Here is a 17,893-nt window from a genome sequence, read left to right on the forward strand (position 1 = left end):
CACACCAAGGAGAATCTCAATGAAGACCAAGCTCATCGCCATCGCCGCGAGTGCGACACTGCTGCTGTCCGGCTGCGGACTCGTCGGCGGCGGCACCGACTCCGTCGGGCAGAAGGACGGGGAGCTGACGAAGCTCACCGTCGGCGCGACTCCGGTGCCGCAGGGTGACATCCTGCGCTTCGTCGATGAGAACCTCGCCGAGGACGCCGGGCTCGACATCGAGGTCACCGAGTACACGGACTACACGCTGCCGAACAAGGCGCTGTCGGACGGCGATCTCGACGCGAACTACTTCCAGCACAAGCCTTACCTCGACTCCGAGGTCGAGGGCCAGGGGTACGAGCTCACCGCTTTCGACCCGATCAACCTCGAACCCTTCGCCCTGTTCTCGAAGGACATCAAGGACGTGGGCGATCTGCCCAAGGGCGCGAAGATCGGCATCAACAACGATCCCGCCAACCAGGGCCGGGCGCTGAAGATGCTCGAGGAGGCCAAGGTCATCACCCTCAAGGACGGAGTCGACGCCGTCGATGCCAAGCTCTCCGACGTGGCGGAGAACCCGAAGGACATCGAGTTCGTCGAGGCCGATGCCGCGCAGCTGGCTCGCACCCTCGAAGACGTCGACGCCTCCGTCATCAACGGCAACAACGCCCTCGAGGCGGGTCTGAGCCCGGCCAAGGACGGCATCCTCCTCGAGTCCGCCGAGGACAACCCCTACGGCAACTTCCTCGCCGTGCGCACTGAGAACAAGGACGATGAGAACATCAAGAAGCTCGACGAGCTGCTCCACTCCCCCGAGGTGAAGAAATTCATCGAGAAGAAGTGGTCCGACGGGTCGGTTCTGCCGAGCTTCTGAGGCTGAAGGGTCTGGACTGGGGGCTGAGCCTGCGCGCGGGCCGCTCCTGCGCGGGGGCCGCTCCTGCGCGGGGGCCGCTCCCATCACACACCGTAAGTGCCAGTACCGCCCGGCGGCGTCACAACCTCCCCGCAGCAAAGTACCCAACACCGCTAGCGCCATAACCTCCTGTTCCTGCAGGATGTTATGGCGCTATGTGTAGGAGAAGCATGCGAACATCTCGTGACGAACGCCAGTTCAGCACAGTGCCGTTCACGATGCCGACATCGACCAGAGGCACACGCAGACATATGAGAGGCTGAGACACCATGACCAGACCATCACTGCAGATCCTCGCCGCCACAGCGCTCACCGCCTTCGCCCTCAGCGGCTGCTCCCCGAGCGCCGATCCGACGGAGGTCGGCAACGCCGAGCCGACCGAGGACCGCACACAGCAGGCGGAGGTCACCGCGAAGCTCGAATCCCTCGAGAAGGACTTCCACGCCAGAGTCGGTGTCAGTGCCCTCGACACCTCCGACGGCACCACGGTCGGCCATCGGGCCGATGAGCGCTTCGGCTTCGCCTCGTCATTGAAGGTCTTCGCCGTCGCCGAGCTTCTCGACCGCACCACGCCCGAAGAGCTCGACAAGCGTGTGACATGGTCACAGGCCGATGTCGATCAAGCAGGCTGGACGCCCGTGACCGAGAAGCACGTCGATGACGGCCTGCCGCTTGAGAAAATCGCCGAGGCGGCGCTGCGCGTCAGCGACAATGCCGCGATGAACATCGTGCTCGACGAGATCGGCGGCCCCGAGGGACTCGACGCGGCACTGGAAGACCACGGGGATGCGACCACCGAGGTCGTCAATGAGGAGCCGGACCTCAACGACGTCAAGTCCGGCAGCGCCGACAACACGACCACGCCGGAGGCCTTCACCTCGGACCTCGAGGGGCTGATCGACCCCGAACGGCTGTCGACCGATGACAGAGACCTGCTGCTGGAGTGGATGTCTGACAACGAGACCGGAGATCCCCTCATCCGCGCCGGGGCTCCCGAGGGCTGGACGGTCAAGGACAAGTCCGGCCACTCCGACGGCATCCAGAACGACATCGCCGTCGTCTCCCCTCCCGGCGAGGACCCGATCGTCGTGTCCGTGCTCACCGAGACCGATGACCCCGACTCCGAAGAGGGGCCGGCCCTCGTCGAAGCCGTCGCCGAGGTGATTCTGCACAGCTTCGAATGATGTGCGCGAGCGACCCCCTCACCGAGGCGACTCCTCCCCTCGGTCGGGAACGCACACTGGTGGCGCTCCGCACGCGATGGAACAATGCGAGACTGAAGCGACGTCACCTGCAGGAGGGCAACATGACCACGATCGGATTCATCGGAGTCGGCGAGATCGCCTCGGCGATGGTCGAAGGACTGCACGCGGCCACCGAAACCGTCGCCGCGCCCGAAGACAGATACTCGTTCCTCCTCTCCCCGCGCAATGCAGACCGTTCGGCGCATCTGGCTGCGACGGTCGAGACCGCCGAGGTGTGCGACAGCAACCAGGAAGTCGTCGATCGCAGCGAACTCATCGTCCTCGCGGTCCTCCCCCAGCAGGCGGCCGCCGTTCTCGACGAACTAGACATCCCCGCGGACAGAACCCTCGTCAGTGCCGTCGCCGGGATGGCCACGGATCGACTCGCCGAGCACCTGCCCCACTCCCCGACCATCGTGCGCATCATACCGCTGCCCGCGGTGCGCGAGCGCAAGGGCGTGACCGCGATGTACCCCGCGAGCCAGGCGATCGAGGAACTGCTGAGCCACCTCGGCGGATCGGTCACGGCCGCGGACGAGACGATGTTCAGCACGCTCTCGGCGACGACAGCGACGATGTCGGCGCATTTCGCGTTCCTGCAGACGATCACCTCGTGGCTGGTCAGCCAGGGCTGGGAGCAGGCCGATGCCGACCACTTCATCCGCGGGCAGTTCGTCGGACTCGGCACCACCCTCGCCGAAACCGACACTCCCATCGCGGAGCTCGTCGCCGACCACGAGACGCCGGGCGGGCTCAATGAGCAGCTCAATCACGAGTGGATGGACGAGGCCAACCGCGACCGCCTCGCCGCCGCGTTGAACGCCGTCTTCGCCCGCGTGACCGGTTCGGCCGACTGAACTCGCCGAGGCGGATGCGCGGTTAGAGCATCCCCACCGTTCCCGCCACTGCCTCCCCGCCGTGATACAACCACCTGGAAGCTTCACACCCTCCCGACCGCGCAGCATCCCACACCGTTGCTGCCACAACCCCTCGTTCCTGCAGGAGGTTTTCGCGCTAGCGGTGAGGGATGCCGAATGCCGAGTGCGGCGCAGCCCGGCCCGGTCCGAGGGACGCCCGCCGGCCTCAGAACAGCCCGGTCATGTTCCCGTCCTCGGTGACGTCGATCTTCAGTGCGGAGGGTTCCCGCGGCAGGCCGGGCATCGTCATGATGTCTCCGGCGATGACGACGACGAATCCCGCGCCGGCCGACAGCCGCACGTCCTTGACCTCGATGATGTGTCCGGTCGGAGCCCCGCGCAGACTGCCATCGGTGCTCAGCGAGTACTGGGTCTTGGCAACGCAGATGGGCGCGTCGCCGTAACCTTCCTCGGTGAACTGGCGCAGCTTGCGCTTGACCTTCGCCGGCAGATCGACGTCGGCGGCCTGGTAGATGCGCTGCGCGATGGTGCGGATCTTCTCCTCGAGCGGGCGGTCGAGTTCGTACGAGTATCTCCCACCGGACTCGCCGCCCCCATCGCTTCCCGTCGCAGCGTCGACGACCGCTTCGGCCAGCGCCAGTGCGCCCTTGCCGCCGTCGGCCCAGTGGGTCGATTCGACCGCGGCCACCCCGATGCTCTGCAGATGGTCGATCGCCGCACGCATCTCCTCATCGGTGTCCGTGGGGAACCGGTTGAAGCACACCACCGGGGTCAGCCCGTAGATCTCGCGGAGGTTCCGGCAGTGGAGCTCGAGGTTGCTCATGCCCTCGAGCACCGCGTCGACGTCGGTGTCGTTGACGTCCTTGACGTCGACGCCGCCGTGGTACTTCAGCGCCCGCAGGGTCGCGACGACCACCACGGCCGAGGGCCAGATGCCCGCGGTCCGGCACTTGATGTCGAGGAATTTCTCGGCCCCGAGGTCGGCACCGAATCCGGCCTCGGTGACCACCCAGTCCCCCAGCGCCAGTCCCGCCTTCGTCGCCAGCAGGCTGTTGCAGCCGTGGGCGATGTTGGCGAAGGGTCCGCCGTGGATGAAGGCCGGCGAGTGCTCGAGGCTCTGGACGAGGTTCGGCGCCAGCGCGTTGCGCAGCAGCGCAGTCATCGCCCCGGCCGCACCGATGTCAGCGACGGTGATCGGCTCCCTGGCCCGGCTGTGGGCGAGCACGATCCGCCCGAGCCGCTCCTTGAGGTCCTTCAGCGAGGTGGCCAGGCAGAACACCGCCATGACCTCGCTGGCGACGACGATGTCGAAGGCGTCCTCGCGAGGCACTCCCCCGTTGATGCCGCCGAGGCCGACGACGACTCCGCGCAGGGCACGGTCGTTGAGGTCGACGACGCGGCGGATGTGGATGCGGCGAGGATCGACGTCGAGGTCGTTGCCGAAGTGGATGTGGTTGTCGAGCATCGTCGCGGCGAGGTTGTTCGCCGCCGCGATCGCCGCGAAGTCACCGGTGAAGTGGAGGTTGATGTCCTCCATCGGCACGACCTGCGCATAGCCGCCGCCGGCCGCGCCACCCTTCATGCCGAAGACCGGGCCCATGCTCGGCTCGCGCAGTGCCAGCACGGCCTGGCCGACCTCGGGCCGGCTCCGGGCGAGCTCGTTGAGTCCGTCGGCCAGGCCGATGCTCGTCGTGGTCTTGCCTTCTCCCGCCGGTGTGGGACTCATGGCGGTGACGAGGATGAGTCTGCCGTCCGTGGCGTTCTCGGCCGCCCTGTCGAGGACGTCGATGGGCACCTTGGCCTTGGTCCACCCGTGGGGAATGATGTCCTTTGCGTCCAAACCCAGCCCAGCGGCGACATCGACGATGGGATCGAGCTCGGCGCTGAGCGCAATATCCATATCTGTGGTCATAAGGCCATCATGCCGCTTCTGCGGAGATTTGTGACCATCGACGTCCCGAGAGTTTGCGCAATGCGCGCTGAGTTCCGTCTAGCGCAACGCTCAGTCATACTCCTCGGGAGAGTCATTGCAGCTGCAGATCGGTCACGCAGGTGGCGCCGTCGTCCTCGGTGGAGAACTCTGTCGACCCGGTCTTGCCCGCCGCTGAGATCTCGATCGTGCCGCTGGTGTCTGAGGGCACCCAGAAGCCGATGAACCCGTTGTCGAAGGTCGTGGCCGACTCCTCGACCACTGCCTTCCCGCTCGCGGAGTCAGTGATCGACACGTCGACGGGCTTTTCGCTCATCTCGCCCAGGCAGGTCGTGAGACTGTGATAGAAGCAGTCGTGCGTCTCATCGACGAAAGGCGCGATCGAGACGTAGCTCTTCTCCTCGGGCAGGGCCATGGCGACTTCCTGCGCCCCGTCGGTGAGCACGAGCTCCGCGTTCTGGACGGAGGCCATGAGGTCGTCGGGGCGTTCACTCACCGGCAGCCGGTCGAGGTGGTCGATGACCTCGGCGGCGCTCATATCGGCGAGGTCGTGCACGGCGAGGAACTCCGTCGCCGAATCCCCGTCCGCCTCGGGCGCGGAGCAGCCGGTGAGCGCGAGGGCGAGCGCGGCGATGCCGATGGTGATTCGCTTCATTGTCAACTGTTTCCCCATGTCACTACGGGTGCAGAGCACCAGAGCCGTTTTCGCAATCATACCCTTAAGGGGTATAGGGTGGCCGCAGCGGCCCTGCCGACGGCCGCTGGAAACGACGGCCACCGCAAGGAGATCGCACGTGAAGAAGCCCACCATTCGCCTCTCAGCTGTCGCCGCCGCGATCGGACTGATCCTGGCCGGCTGCTCGTCCGCCGATGGTGGCGGCAAGGACTCCGGCGCCGATTCCGGCGGCCACGGCAGCCACGCCGAGGAAGGCGGCGCTCCGCCGAAGGGAATCGAGAAGGCCGCCGATCCGAAGTTCGACATCGGTGACACCGTCGTCCTCTCGGCCGATCACATGTCGGGGATGAAGGGCGCCGAGGCGACCGTGTCCGGAGCCTTCGACACGACGACCTATGCGATCAGCTACACCCCCACCGATGGCGGCGACCCGGTCAAGAACCACAAGTGGGTCGTCCACGAAGAGCTCAAGGATCCGGGCGACGCACCGTTGCAGGACGGCGCCGAGGCGACCGTCGAGGCCGATCACATGCCCGGGATGAAGGGCGCGAAGGCGACGATCGACTCATCGACCGATGAGACCGTCTACATGGTCGATATCGAGACCGACGAGATGGAGATGACGAACCACAAGTGGGTCATCGAAAGCGAGATGAAGCCCGCCGAGTGACCGTGCGGCTCACCAGGTCCGCCCGAATCGTGCGAGGCAGTGCCAGACCTTCTTGATCTGCTGCCGGTCGAGGTCCCATGCCCGGCGGGCTCGTGCCACATGGATGGGCCTCAGCTGCGCCGAGTTCGCCAGGACCTCGGCGATCCGCTCTGCGAGGTCGGCCACGTCCTGGCCACGATATTCCGGATGCGCGGCGATGTGGGCGATCCCGGCGACATAGCCGGGGTGAATCTCGACGACGAGTCCGCAGCGGCCTGCCGCCTCCACCACCGTGTGATCGTCGAAGCTGGGGTCGATCACCAGCGCTTCGACGTCCTCGGGCACCCTCACCCCTCCGTGGACATGCGCCTCGATGTAGTGATCGAGAGGGTCGCGACACCAGCCGCTCCCCGGGTCACTCTTCGCCCGACCGTCGCGACGATACTCGGCGATGAGCCCCATGCGGTCAGCGACCCCGAAGAGCTCCGGACTGAAGGTGCTGTCCGGGTAAGCGAAGGTCGAGCGAGCAAGGGTCTCCGGGCGAAGCCGCAGGTGGGCCGACCCGAACCGTGGTGCCGGACCATAAGGGTCGCCGTCGAGGTCGAGGGCCCCGTAGACCGGTCGACTCGCGTCGTCCACATGATCATAGGTTCCGCCGAACAACCGCTGCTCCCAGTTCCATCGGTCACCACCGGGAAACGCGGTCAGGCCTCCGTTGCTCGTGCCCGTGACGAATTGGGAGACATACTGTCCGCGCTCGAGGATCGACTCCAGCACTCCGGCCCCCGTGGCGTCGGCTTCGGGATGGAAATGCAGCGCCACCCGCGCACCAGCCGGCAACTCCTGCCCCGGCGCAGAGCGTGATCGGACCCGGTCAAGCGCTGCGGCGACCGGGTCCGGCGCGCTCATCGTTCCTGGTCGGGCAGCATTCCCGCAGCCTCGACGGCGCTGCGCACGATCTCCTCGAGGCCGAACTCGGCCTTCCAGCTCAGCAGGGCGCTGATGCGTGAGACGTCGGCGACCAGCGCCGGCGGGTCTCCGGCACGACGCTCGCCCATTTCGGGGACGATGTCACGACCGGTCACCTCGGCGACGGTGTCAATGACCTCCTTGACCGAAGCGCCGGTTCCGGTGCCCACATTGAACACGGTCTCCGTGGTCCCGCCCGCCTGCATGTAGTCGAGGGCGGCGATGTGGGCCTCGGCGAGGTCCTTGACGTGGACGTAGTCGCGGATGCAGGTCCCGTCGGGGGTGTCGTAGTCATCGCCGAAGATGATCGGGACCTTGCCGTCGGCGAGGCGGCCGAGCACGATCGGGATGAGGTTCATCACCGCGGTGTCGGCGAGTTCGGTCCAGCCGGCACCGGCGACGTTGAAGTAGCGCAGCTTGACGGCGTTGAACGTTGTCCCGCGCATCTTCGCCGCGGTGATCTCGTTGTCGATCATCCATTCGCCGATGAGCTTGGTCTGCCCGTAGGGGTTGATCGGGCGGCAGTCGAGGTCCTCGGCGACCATGTCGACGTCGGGCATGCCGTAGGTCGCGGCCGAGGAGGAGAACACGAGCGATTCGATCCCGGTCGCCTCGACGGCGGCGAGGATGTTCGTCAGCGCCCCGATGTTCTGCCGGTAGTACATGACCGGCTCCTCGACGGACTCCCCGACCTGCTTCTTCGCGGCGAAGTGGATGATCGAGTCGACGGAGTGCTCCTCGATGGCGGCGATGAGGCGCTCTGCGGCGTCGGCTGCCGCGAGGTCGAGATCGACGACGGGAAGGCCGTCGACGCGGGCTTCGAGGCCGGTCGAGAAGTCGTCGACGACGAGGACGTCGTCGCCGCGGTCGGTCAGCAGCCGCACCACGTGCGAGCCGATATATCCTGCTCCGCCGGTCACCAGAACTGCCATGGGCCGCGCTCTCCTTCGTCTCGTCGACTCGTCGACATCAGAAAATCCTCGGTATCAGAATACGTGCTCGCCGCAGGGTCCATCGACCTGCCATCAGCCGCGCCTGAAAGTGCTGTGGGGAAAGCGTCGGAATTCGCCGTCGGCCTGGCCAAGGGCGGCCTGCACTGCCAGAGTGGGAAAATGCACCTCCTCCTCATCTCCGACCCCGGGCGCCCGAGCCGCCGTGTGGCCTCGATCAAGGATGAGTTCGGCGAGCACCTCCGGCAGGATTTCGATGCCGAGGTCACCGTCGACGTCTGCACCGAGACGCTGCGCGTCCAGGCCGACCATCGGCTGGAGCTGTCGACGCTCGATGCGATCGTCGATCGCTACCCCGATGCCGATCTCGTCATCATGCTCACCGACATTCCGCGCCACACCCAGGGCAAACCGCTCATCGCCGAGGTTCTGCCCGACCGCAATGTCGCCGTGATCTCCTTTCCCACTCTCGGTGTGCCGACGAAGAGTCGGCTGCTCAAGATCTATATGAGCTGCCTCAACCAGCTCCTGCCCGAGGAGCACCTTCCGGCGAAGACGCATCGTCTGCCCCGCTGGGGTCGGTGGTCGAGCCGAGCCGAGTCCGGTCGGCGCACGCTCCACGCGCACACTTTCACCGGCGGGCCGCGCCTCGTCCTGGGGATGACGATGGCCAATGAGCCGCTGCGGATGTCCCGCAAGCTCTCGCGCGCCATGGCGGCCGCGACCGCGACGGGGGCATTCGGCATCTTCTACAGCTCCATCTGGCAGATGTCCCACCACCTGTCGACTCTCCGGCTCATCTCGATCGGCGCCATCGCCATTGCGGTGATGGTCGGCTGGCTGATCTCGCTCAACCGACTGTGGGACCGACCGGTCAACGAGCGGCTGACTCAGGTCGTGTTCTACTACAACCTGTCCACGGTGCTCACACTCCTCGTCTGCGTGGCAGCGCTCTATGGCGCACTGGTGGTGGGCATCCTCGCCGGTGGTCTCATCGTCATCGACCCGGATTTCATGGCCCAGACCATCAACCGCCCGGATGCGCGGCTGAACAACTATCTCGACATCGCCTGGCTGAGCGCCGCGATGGGTGTCGTCGCCGGCGCCTTGGGATCGAGCTTCGACAGCGACATCGACGTCCGGAACCTCACCCATGCCCAGCGTCTGCGTTCCCGCATCTACACCGCTGACGATGGCGAGGCCGGCACGGCCTGAAGGGGGTTACGGGCTTTCAGTACAGGCGTTATGGTGAAGACATCCTTCAGCTTTCGAAGAGATTGGAGCAAGTGCAATGACAGAGACAGTTACGGTTCCCGATCCTCACGGCTCGGAGAAGACCACACGAGAGAACGCCGAACGCGGCTTCGTCGCCTCCGACGCTCTGAGCAAGAACCTCCAGACGGTGCTGGTCGACTTCATCGCCCTCAGCCTCACTGCCAAGCAGGCGCATTGGAACATCGTGGGGACGAACTTCCGTGACCTCCACCTCAACCTCGACGAGGTCACGGACATCGCCCGCGCCGGCAGCGATGAGATCGCCGAGCGGATGAGAGCTCTCCATGCCTCCCCGGACGGTCGCCCTGCGGTGGTGGCCGAGCAGTCCGGTCTGCCGGAGTTCCCGAATGGGGAGATCACCACCCACGACGCCATCGACCATATGGTCGCCGCCATTGAGGCGACCGTGGCCTCGATGCGCAACTGCCATGACGAGGTCGATTCGGCGGATCCGACGACCGCCGACATCTTCCACGACTACATCTCCCAGCTCGAGCAGCAGGCGTGGTTCGTCAGCGCCGAGACTCGCGTACCCAAGTGAGTCGCTGCGGCTGATCCGGCACACTCAACGACGGGTCGCCTCCTTCGTCCCCACGACGAGGAGGCGGCCCGTCGTCGTGTGCGCTCGATCCCGTCAGGCCCGACCCTCGGCTGTGTCGACGAGGTGTTCGGCGATGGCCAGCGCCGAGGTGGCTCCCGGTGAGGGCGCGTTCCTGACGAACAGTGTGGCTCCCGCGCGATCGATGACGAAATCATCGACGAGCGTGCCGTCCCGGTTCATCGCCTGGGCGCGGATGCCGCGGGTGGCCCGGTGGCCGCCGGCACCGGCGAGCTCGGGGACGTAGCGGGCCGCCTCGTCGACGAACTTCTCGATCGAGATGACTCCGGGCAGTTCTCTGACGGCTGTGGCCATGTTGCCGGACGCGAAGCGCCAGAATCCGGGGTCGGTCGCTACTGCCATCACATCGGGCAGATTGAGCCCGAGCCCTTTGTATCCTTCGCGGGAGAAGGAGAGGAAGGCGTTGGGTCCGATCATCAGTCCCCCGTCGATCCGTCGGGTCACATGGACCCCGAGGAAGGGGTACTTCGGGTCGGGCACGGGGTAGATGAGCCCGTTGACGAGGTCGTTGTTCTCCGGCTCGAGGATGAAGTACTGGCCGAAGAAGGGCACGACCGTCGGATTCCGGCTCTCGCCCGATCGTGATGCCAAGCGGTCGGACTGGAGGCCTGCGCAGACGATGACGTTGTCGAACTCCTGAGCGTCGACCGGGGTGCGGACAATGGCGGAGTCGCTGCCGGCCGGGTTGCCTCGACGGGCGATGTCCCTGACCGGAGTGGAGAGCCGGACTCGGCCGCCGCGTCGACGGAAGTCGGCGACGAGGGCTTCGGTCAGTCCCGGATAGTCGATGATGCCGGTGTGGGGTGAGTGCAGGGCAGCCAAGCCTTCGGCCTGGGGTTCGACTGTGTGAAGCCCATCCCGGTCGAGCATAGCGATATCGGGGACGCCGTTGGCTCGTGCACGCTCGTGGATGGCGCGGAGGCGTTCGACCTCGACCTCATCGGTGGCGACGACGACCTTGCCGCATTCGTCGACGGCGACGTCGTGTTCGTGGGCGAAGTCGAGGAGCAGGGAGACGCCTCGGCGGCAGAGTCTGGCTTTGAGGCTGCCGGGTTCGTAGTAGAGGCCGGCGTGGACGACACCGGAGTTGTGGCCGGTCTGGTGCGCGGCCGGGTGGCCCTCTTTTTCGAAGAGAGTGACGTCTGCGTGCTCGTGGCGAGTGAGGATCTCGCGCGCTACGGCCGCGCCGATGATTCCCGCACCGATCACCGCCCACCGTTCGGCAGCCATTCCGCAACCTCTCCATTGGATGACTCGACGTTCAGACTCTATTCAGCTCATGATGACGCTGCAATCCGCGTCCGCTAAGTGAGCGTTGTGCTCTCCGGGCTGCTCAGAGGCCATGATTTCCAACGTTTCTGAAATATTTCGGTCAGAGCCGTAACTATGCTGCTGACGAAAGCTTCATCTACTGGGAGCCGCCAGAGTCGGCCCTCTGCCAAGCACACTGCTTCCGTACCTGGACCACGAACATCCTCCAGCTCAGCGTGCGGCACACTATCTACGCGAGATGACACCGGGCTTGACCTCGGAAAACACCAATCGCTTCCATTTCGTCAGATACACCACGCGACGAGGTCGCAAACGTGCACCAAGAGGTGCTAAACAAGTTACCTTTGATGAATTACGGACTGCGACGCGCACGAAACTCCTCTACCCGTGCGTAACTATAACAAGCATATAACTTTGTGAGTGATTCACTGATTACTTTTCAATGACTCCGTAATCTTGTGAGGGATCTGCCAGGAGACTGCCCGTTTCCATCCAGACTCCCGTCTGTGAATGATCAGGATCCGAACGATGTGGAGAACCATGAGAATACTGAGGGGCCGGCCTGGCGCCGGTCGAAAGATAGCTGTGGGCACAGTCGCCGCTGCCTCGGCGTTGGCGCTGACTGCGATGACCGTGTCCCCGGCAACAGCCGGCGAGGTCAATCCGAAAGAAGACGCGGAGGCATATGCTCAGTTGATTGACACCGATCTGATCACAGCTGACCTCCTCAACGTCTCGTCGGCGTATCGAAGCTCGCCAACGGATGACGGCAAGACCGCAGACAACCAGGCGTTCAACATCGAAGCACTGCGGACACTGGGCGTCCAACTGCCAAACATCGGCCTCCCCTTGGTAGCTCCGGAGGGTGGAGCTGGTTTGCTTCACATTGGAAATGCCGGTGCCTTGAACTCCTACGCTCACGCACCGAGCTACAAATCGGCAACAGCTGGCACCGGTGCAGTCGGTGAAAACGGTGCCATCAATCTTGATCCCGACAATCCTGCGGCTAGTGGAAACGCAAGCGTCGATCTCACCTCTGTCTTCGACCAGCTCGAAATTGATGGCGTCACGGACGGGATTATCGACGAACTCAGCGTCGATCTGGGCGCGATCGCTTCGAACGCCGACAGTGATGGAAAAACTTACAACTCTGAGTACGTGGTCGCAGACGGAACACTCACTGTCTCGAGTGACCTGGTGGGCGAGCTCGGCACGACTCTTCAAGGCGTTATCAATGACTCCGGCACCGCGGTTAACGAGGCTGTCGGTGCAGACGGTGCAATCGACTCGATCGTCAAGGGCCTTACAAACGCGGCCGACCTCGACCTGCTCATCGCCAAGGTCGACCTGAGCGGAGGTACCGCCAAAGTGAATGGCGTCGATACTGCCCTGAAAGATGCGGCAGAGACGCTGATCGAGGAACCACTCGTCGATGACAATGGAATCGTGTCAATCGACCTCAAGCAGGGTGATATCAAGGTCGACCTTGCCAAGGTCGTGGCGGGTGAAGACGCCACGGATCTCAACGGCTTGGATCCAAACACTCAAGTCTTGAGCGCCTCTACTCTAAAGACGATCACCAAAGCGCTCGACGACGCACTCGGAACAGTCACTTCCAAGGCGACTACGGCAGTCACAGACGTCGTGAACAACCTTGAACTCGATATCACTGTTCCCGCTAAGCTCACTGTCGGACTTCCCCCTATAGGGAGCACATCCGACATCACCATCACAGTCAATGGAACCCTGGGTCAGTTTGCAGGCAGTGCCGACGGCGAACCCGAGGTTGACGCGTCTGGCAATCTTCTCGGGCTATCGATCGACGCATTGCTTGATCCATTGACCGACCGGCTCGTGCCTCTGTTGCTCACGCCGATCAAGGGCGCGATCGGTCCAATTCTTACCGCGACGACTGACCAGCTGTCTGAAGCTCTGGATGGAATCACAGATCCTCTCTTTGATGGACTCTCACCGGTGCTCGAGGGCCTCAACCAAGTAGTCGACCTGACGATCAACGAACAATCCCCGAACCCATCGTCGGAGGCCAACGCCCAGTCCTCCCTGGGTTCGAGTGAGGTCGCCGGAGACAACGGTCCAGGCTTCACTGTCAATGCAGTGAGCCTTGAGCTGTTGCCCAACCTTGAAAGCGGTCCGCTTGCCGACATCAACCTCGCGTCGTCCTCGGTACGTGCTGTAGCTGAGGCTCCTGAAGAGCCTGGTGATGAAGATGCGAACACGAACGCCGCGTCCTCTGCCGCAGCATCGGCGACCGCTGATGATGACTCGAATGCATCTGCCCAGGTAGCTGCTCAGGCTGCAGCAATGGCAGACCAAAGCACAAATCAGTCAGCAGCGGCAGATGCGTCTGCAGAAGCCGCGGCCGAATCTGCTGCTACCAATGATGCGTCGTCGGAAGCATCTGCTGATGCCACCGAAGAGTCCAACGCCTCGGCAACAGTGGCGGCTGCTGCGCAGTCGGACAACTCAGCTGACACCAATGCCGAGGGCTCGGCAGCAGCAAACGCCAACCCGGCGGCGGCCGCTTCAGTAGCGTCGAACGCGAACTCCTCGGCAACGGCCTCGGAAAATGCCGCGGCAGACGCCGATGCCGATCCGACCGCAGACGCCGACCCCGACGCGGCTGCAGCTGATGAAGCAGATGCAAACGTGAACGCAGCGGCTTCGGCTTCGGCATCTGCCGACGCTGACGTCGACGGCGATCCTGCTGCTCAGGCAGCTGCTCAGGCAGCAGCCGACAACGATGCCGAAACAACGGCATCTGCGGCAGCCGACACGTCGGCCGAAGCGGCCGCTCGGGCAGCAGCCACCGAGGAAGCATCGACGGATACGACTGCGGATGTCTCGTCCGACCCGAACGCTTCAGCTCAGCAGGCAGCCAACGCTGCGGCGAACGCCGATGATTCGGGTACGATGAACTCTCAAGCTTCGTCCGCGAAGAATGCCAACGCCTCTGCCGCTGCCAGCTCGGCAGCAACTGCTGATTCCTCGTCCGAAGCTTCGGCAGCCGCCGCAGCAGACGCCGATGATTCCACGGTCTCCGATGCCAGCAACGACACCACGGCGAATGCGAACGCTACCGCTTCGGCCGCCGCATCTGCACAGGCCGACGCCGACACGGATCCCGCTGCTCAGGCAGCTGCCCAAGCAGCCGCTGATGAGGATGCCAACAACACGGCATCTGCCGCAGCGGACGAAAACGCCGAGGCAGCAGCGGCCTCCGCCGCAAACGAAGAAGCCACCGCACAGGCTTCGACCGATGCGACCACGGAGACCAACGCAGCCGCTCAGGCAGCTGCAACGGCCACCGCTGACAGCAATGACAATGATTCGGCCAACGCTGACACCACTGCCGCTCAAAATGCCAACGCATCTGCAGCAGCATCGGCGGCAGCCAACGCCGATTCCTCGACTGCAGCCTCGGCTCAGGCCGCGGCCGATGCTGACGGCAACGACGACGGAGCTGATGACGGTGCCGCAGCAAACGCAGCTGCTGATCCCGACGCAGCTGACGAAGCTGACGCGAATATGAACGCAGCTGCTTCGGCCTCGGCTTCGGCCAACGCCGATGACAACAGCAACGCTGTCGCAGAGGCCGCTGCACAGGCAGCAGCCAACAATGATGCGACTACCACCGCATCGGCAGCAGCTGACACGTCGGCAGAAGCAGCCGCTAAGGCAGCAGCCAACGAAGAGGCCTCCTCGGAGACCTCGGCGGATGTCTCGTCGGACCCGAACGCCTCGGCACAGAAGGCAGCCAATGCCGCCGTCAACGCCGACAACACGGACTCGACGAACGCCGAGGCATCTGCTGCAGCGAATGCCGACGCCGGTGCCGCCGCTTCGGCAGCGTCGACGGCGGATTCCTCCACCGAGGCATCCTCTGAGGCAGCGGCTGACGCGGACGGTGCAGAGGCGAGTGCCTCGGCCGACGGCGACGAGGCCAACGCATCGTCGGCAGACGACGCAGAGGCATCGGCTGATTCCGAGAAGGCCGCATCGGCCAACGCCGGATCCTCGGCCAGCTCCTCGGCCAGCGCCAACGCCTCGGCCGGTTCGAGCACCAACGCCTCGGGCAGCAGCGACGGCGGAGACCTGCCGCGGACGGGTACCGACGGTATCCCGGCCATGGTCGGATTCGCAGCACTGCTCCTCGCCGGTGGTGCCGCAGCGGTGTGGGCGACTCGCCGCTACCGCGCAGGCAAGCACTGAGGCTGATCCAGCTCAGTCACTGAGCTGACGCTGCAACGGCGGGGTTGGAGTGAGAACTCCGGCCCCGCCGTTTGCATGCCCCTACAGTCCGCGACCGGCCTCCCACGGTTCCTCGGAGGCACCGGTGATGAGCGCGTTGACCGACATCGCCTGCGCATCGGTGAAGGAGGCGATGTAGTCGACCACCGCCCGCGCCCGCCCTCGTCGGACGATCGCAGCCGCGCCCTCCTCCCCCAGCGCCGAGGGATCTCTCGAGTACAGGTCCTGATACTCCTGCGTCGCCGCCTCGACGGAATCGAGCAGACGACGCGGGATCCGGGTCGCCTCGTCGGGGTCGAGCAGCCATTCGTGGAACCCCTCGACCAGCGAGGCGATGATCCGCGTCTGCCCACGCTGATAGACCGCGAGGTCGGAGCGTTCGAGCACGAACTTCGCATGCACGAATTTCAACACCACGACATCATGCCAGGCCTCCTGGCTCAGTCGGACATGACCGGTTCGCACATGCGGATCCGGGTCGACGACGATCGAGGCCTGCAACCGGTCGATCCACCGCCTGGTGAACCCGGTGACCGCACGGTCGGCCTCCAGCCCTCCGTCATAGGGAACGCCGAGCAGACCTTCGACCAGGTCCCGGTTCACCCGCCCCACCGAGGCCCTGAACGCCTCTTCATCAGCGATCCACGGATCCTTCTCCTGCGTGTGCCGCCGGATCGCCTCGAGCGCGTGCCCGGGCCGCCGACGATCGAGTTCCGAGTCCTCCACGGCCGCCAGCTGCCGGCAGTCGCGCAGCCAGCGTCCGAGTTCGGCCGACACGCTCGTGTACTGCAACACGTTCGACCGGTAGAAGTCATCGAGATCGTGCACCGCATAGGCGATATCGTCAGCGACATCCATGACCGCACACTCGAGCGTCTGCTGATAGCGGCCGATCGCCGGGAACACCGAGAGCACATCCTCCATCTCCTCGACCTCAGTGGCATAGGCGGAGAACTTCATCGCCCCCTCGTTCACTTCATTGCCGACCCCGCGCGGCATCCGCGCCGCCGAGGGCGCCCGGTCACCGCTCCACTCCCCGCGTTCCCACGGGTACTTGAGTACCGCCGCGCGCACCGCTCGCGTCAGGTTGAGCCCGCGCGCCGTGGCTTCGCAGCTGTCGAGAGCGGTGAGGATCCGAAAGGTCTGCGCGTTGCCCTCGAACCCGTCCTCGAGGTGCAGCAGCGTCCGCGACACCCGGTCGAGCTCCTTCTCGCCGAGGTGACCGAACGGCGGGTGCCCGAGATCGTGGGCGGCGGCCGCCGCCTGCACCACCACCGGATCACACCCGCCTAGGTGGCTGACGATCTCGCGGGTGCGCGCGTCCGCATTGTTCAAGGTGATCGCGATCGACCGGGCCACGGCCGAGACCTTGAGCGAATGGGTCAGCCGATTGTGGATGACCGTGCCGGACCCGGCCTGCGGGATGACCTGCGTGACCGAGGCCAGGCGCGAGAAGAACGGGGAGAACCGGATCCGTTCGATATCGACGCGGAACTCGTCCTCTCCGGGGCGGGCCACCTCGGCGACATTGCGCTCGCGTCCACCAGTGGTGTGAAATCTCTGACGTTCCATCACCCCAGACTACCGAGTCCTGCCCTCCGGGACCCGGGTCAGTCTGCGGGCGCGGCCGCGATAGGCTAAGGCGTTCTGCCGTAACCGGCGCCCAGTGATCTCAGGAGAGGCTTCCCGCATGAGCACCCAGCAGCAGTCCATCGAAAACTGGGCGGCCGCGCTCAACAACGGCGAGTCCGTGTCCTTCAGATTCTCCAAGGGAAAGACAGTCCTGCTTCTCATCGCCTCGCTGATCTTCGTCAGCGTCGGCCTGGCGATGGCAGCGGGCGGAAGCCTCGTCTGGGCCGTCGTCGGCTGGATCGCCGTCGTCTTCTTCCTCTGGGGCGTCGTCGTAATGGTCCGCCGGCTCTTTGCGGGCCGGCCGGCACTGACGGTCACCTCTGCAGGAGTGGAGATGAATACGGCCAAGGCCGGGCTCGTCCCCTGGTCACAGATCCTCGACATCCACGGCGCCAAGCAGAACAGCAATGTCTTCATCGAATTCGACATCACCGACGCCGAGGCGGATCGTCAGTCCGCGGCCGGCCTCGGTGTCGCACAGATGACCGACGATGAGGGCCACTCGCGGAAGGTGCTCTGGGCACCGAACGGACTCGCTGCGAACAAGGCGGCTCTGTGCCTGTGGCTCGAGGAGGAACGACAGGCACGCGCAGCGGCCTGAGAATCTCGTCGACCGCACCAAAGCCGCTGTCAGG

14 protein-coding genes are annotated in these 17,893 nt (G+C 64.9%); 8 read left to right on the forward strand and 6 right to left on the reverse strand.

Annotated features, from left to right (window positions below; translation table 11 throughout):
• Nucleotides 1-19: 19 nt before the first annotated feature.
• From IHE57_RS05980 to IHE57_RS05990, 3 genes are all read left to right on the forward strand, one after another.
• Nucleotides 20-856 carry a MetQ/NlpA family ABC transporter substrate-binding protein gene (locus IHE57_RS05980; RefSeq protein ID WP_209371636.1) on the forward strand — a complete coding sequence of 279 codons (837 nt, stop codon included), beginning with the start codon at nucleotides 20-22 and terminating at the stop codon, nucleotides 854-856.
• Between the two features lie 308 nt (nucleotides 857-1,164).
• Nucleotides 1,165-2,079: a class A beta-lactamase gene (bla, locus tag IHE57_RS05985; RefSeq protein ID WP_209371638.1), complete on the forward strand. Its 915-nt coding sequence runs from the start codon at nucleotides 1,165-1,167 to the stop codon at nucleotides 2,077-2,079.
• 122 nt (nucleotides 2,080-2,201) lie between these two features.
• Nucleotides 2,202-2,996: an NAD(P)-binding domain-containing protein gene (locus IHE57_RS05990; protein WP_209371641.1), complete on the forward strand. Its 795-nt coding sequence runs from the start codon at nucleotides 2,202-2,204 to the stop codon at nucleotides 2,994-2,996.
• A gap of 226 nt (nucleotides 2,997-3,222) precedes the next feature.
• On the opposite strand, the gene IHE57_RS05995 is transcribed toward IHE57_RS05990, so the two are convergent.
• On the reverse strand, nucleotides 3,223-4,929 hold the full coding sequence (locus tag IHE57_RS05995) for a formate--tetrahydrofolate ligase (RefSeq protein WP_209371642.1): 1,707 nt from the start codon (nucleotides 4,927-4,929) through the stop codon (nucleotides 3,223-3,225).
• A gap of 112 nt (nucleotides 4,930-5,041) precedes the next feature.
• Entirely contained in the window at nucleotides 5,042-5,602 is a 561-nt protein-coding gene (locus IHE57_RS06000) for a CueP family metal-binding protein (RefSeq protein ID WP_209371644.1), read from the reverse strand.
• A gap of 139 nt (nucleotides 5,603-5,741) precedes the next feature.
• Here IHE57_RS06000 and IHE57_RS06005 point away from each other — a divergent pair, with 139 nt between their 5' ends.
• Nucleotides 5,742-6,293: a YdhK family protein gene (locus tag IHE57_RS06005; RefSeq protein WP_366933865.1), complete on the forward strand. Its 552-nt coding sequence runs from the start codon at nucleotides 5,742-5,744 to the stop codon at nucleotides 6,291-6,293.
• Between the two features lie 9 nt (nucleotides 6,294-6,302).
• On the opposite strand, the gene IHE57_RS06010 is transcribed toward IHE57_RS06005, so the two are convergent.
• The gene (locus tag IHE57_RS06010; RefSeq protein WP_366933866.1) at nucleotides 6,303-7,094 is read right to left on the reverse strand and encodes a DUF3626 domain-containing protein; all 792 of its coding nucleotides are present in this window, start codon (nucleotides 7,092-7,094) and stop codon (nucleotides 6,303-6,305) included.
• Between the two features lie 83 nt (nucleotides 7,095-7,177).
• Nucleotides 7,178-8,173 (reverse strand): UDP-glucose 4-epimerase GalE, encoded by a 996-nt coding sequence (gene galE, locus IHE57_RS06015; protein WP_209371650.1) that lies wholly within the window; start codon nucleotides 8,171-8,173, stop codon nucleotides 7,178-7,180.
• 180 nt (nucleotides 8,174-8,353) lie between these two features.
• On the opposite strand from galE, the gene IHE57_RS06020 reads away from it, so the two are divergent.
• On the forward strand, nucleotides 8,354-9,406 hold the full coding sequence (locus IHE57_RS06020; RefSeq protein ID WP_209371658.1) for a hypothetical protein: 1,053 nt from the start codon (nucleotides 8,354-8,356) through the stop codon (nucleotides 9,404-9,406).
• A 76-nt stretch (nucleotides 9,407-9,482) separates the two neighbouring features.
• On the forward strand, nucleotides 9,483-10,007 hold the full coding sequence (locus IHE57_RS06025) for a Dps family protein (protein WP_209371660.1): 525 nt from the start codon (nucleotides 9,483-9,485) through the stop codon (nucleotides 10,005-10,007).
• A gap of 93 nt (nucleotides 10,008-10,100) precedes the next feature.
• Here IHE57_RS06025 and lhgO read toward each other — a convergent pair whose 3' ends face one another.
• Entirely contained in the window at nucleotides 10,101-11,315 is a 1,215-nt protein-coding gene (gene lhgO / locus IHE57_RS06030; RefSeq protein ID WP_209371662.1) for an L-2-hydroxyglutarate oxidase, read from the reverse strand.
• Nucleotides 11,316-11,942: 627 nt separating this feature from the next.
• On the opposite strand from lhgO, the gene IHE57_RS06035 reads away from it, so the two are divergent.
• On the forward strand, nucleotides 11,943-15,587 hold the full coding sequence (locus tag IHE57_RS06035) for a choice-of-anchor G family protein (RefSeq protein WP_209371664.1): 3,645 nt from the start codon (nucleotides 11,943-11,945) through the stop codon (nucleotides 15,585-15,587).
• A gap of 81 nt (nucleotides 15,588-15,668) precedes the next feature.
• Here IHE57_RS06035 and IHE57_RS06040 read toward each other — a convergent pair whose 3' ends face one another.
• Complete coding sequence (locus IHE57_RS06040) at nucleotides 15,669-17,198, reverse strand: deoxyguanosinetriphosphate triphosphohydrolase family protein (protein ID WP_209371666.1); 1,530 nt, start codon at nucleotides 17,196-17,198, stop codon at nucleotides 15,669-15,671.
• A gap of 118 nt (nucleotides 17,199-17,316) precedes the next feature.
• Between IHE57_RS06040 and IHE57_RS06045 the strand changes: the two genes are divergently transcribed.
• On the forward strand, nucleotides 17,317-17,859 hold the full coding sequence (locus IHE57_RS06045) for an STM3941 family protein (protein WP_209371669.1): 543 nt from the start codon (nucleotides 17,317-17,319) through the stop codon (nucleotides 17,857-17,859).
• The last annotated feature ends 34 nt before the right edge of the window (nucleotides 17,860-17,893 follow it).

The organism is Brevibacterium renqingii, from assembly GCF_017808105.1.
GTDB classification, from domain to species: domain Bacteria; phylum Actinomycetota; class Actinomycetes; order Actinomycetales; family Brevibacteriaceae; genus Brevibacterium; species Brevibacterium renqingii.

What these genes read in the sequence shown, in the direction of transcription:
- IHE57_RS05980 (WP_209371636.1), top strand. Translation starts at nt 20, where the DNA reads ATGAAGACCAAGCTCATCGCCATCGCCGCGAGTGCGACACTGCTGCTG.
- bla (WP_209371638.1), top strand. Translation starts at nt 1,165, where the DNA reads ATGACCAGACCATCACTGCAGATCCTCGCCGCCACAGCGCTCACCGCC.
- IHE57_RS05990 (WP_209371641.1), top strand. Translation starts at nt 2,202, where the DNA reads ATGACCACGATCGGATTCATCGGAGTCGGCGAGATCGCCTCGGCGATG.
- IHE57_RS05995 (WP_209371642.1), bottom strand. Translation starts at nt 4,929, where the DNA reads ATGACCACAGATATGGATATTGCGCTCAGCGCCGAGCTCGATCCCATC.
- IHE57_RS06000 (WP_209371644.1), bottom strand. Translation starts at nt 5,602, where the DNA reads ATGAAGCGAATCACCATCGGCATCGCCGCGCTCGCCCTCGCGCTCACC.
- galE (WP_209371650.1), bottom strand. Translation starts at nt 8,173, where the DNA reads ATGGCAGTTCTGGTGACCGGCGGAGCAGGATATATCGGCTCGCACGTG.
- IHE57_RS06020 (WP_209371658.1), top strand. Translation starts at nt 8,354, where the DNA reads ATGCACCTCCTCCTCATCTCCGACCCCGGGCGCCCGAGCCGCCGTGTG.
- IHE57_RS06025 (WP_209371660.1), top strand. Translation starts at nt 9,483, where the DNA reads ATGACAGAGACAGTTACGGTTCCCGATCCTCACGGCTCGGAGAAGACC.
- lhgO (WP_209371662.1), bottom strand. Translation starts at nt 11,315, where the DNA reads ATGGCTGCCGAACGGTGGGCGGTGATCGGTGCGGGAATCATCGGCGCG.
- IHE57_RS06040 (WP_209371666.1), bottom strand. Translation starts at nt 17,198, where the DNA reads ATGGAACGTCAGAGATTTCACACCACTGGTGGACGCGAGCGCAATGTC.
- IHE57_RS06045 (WP_209371669.1), top strand. Translation starts at nt 17,317, where the DNA reads ATGAGCACCCAGCAGCAGTCCATCGAAAACTGGGCGGCCGCGCTCAAC.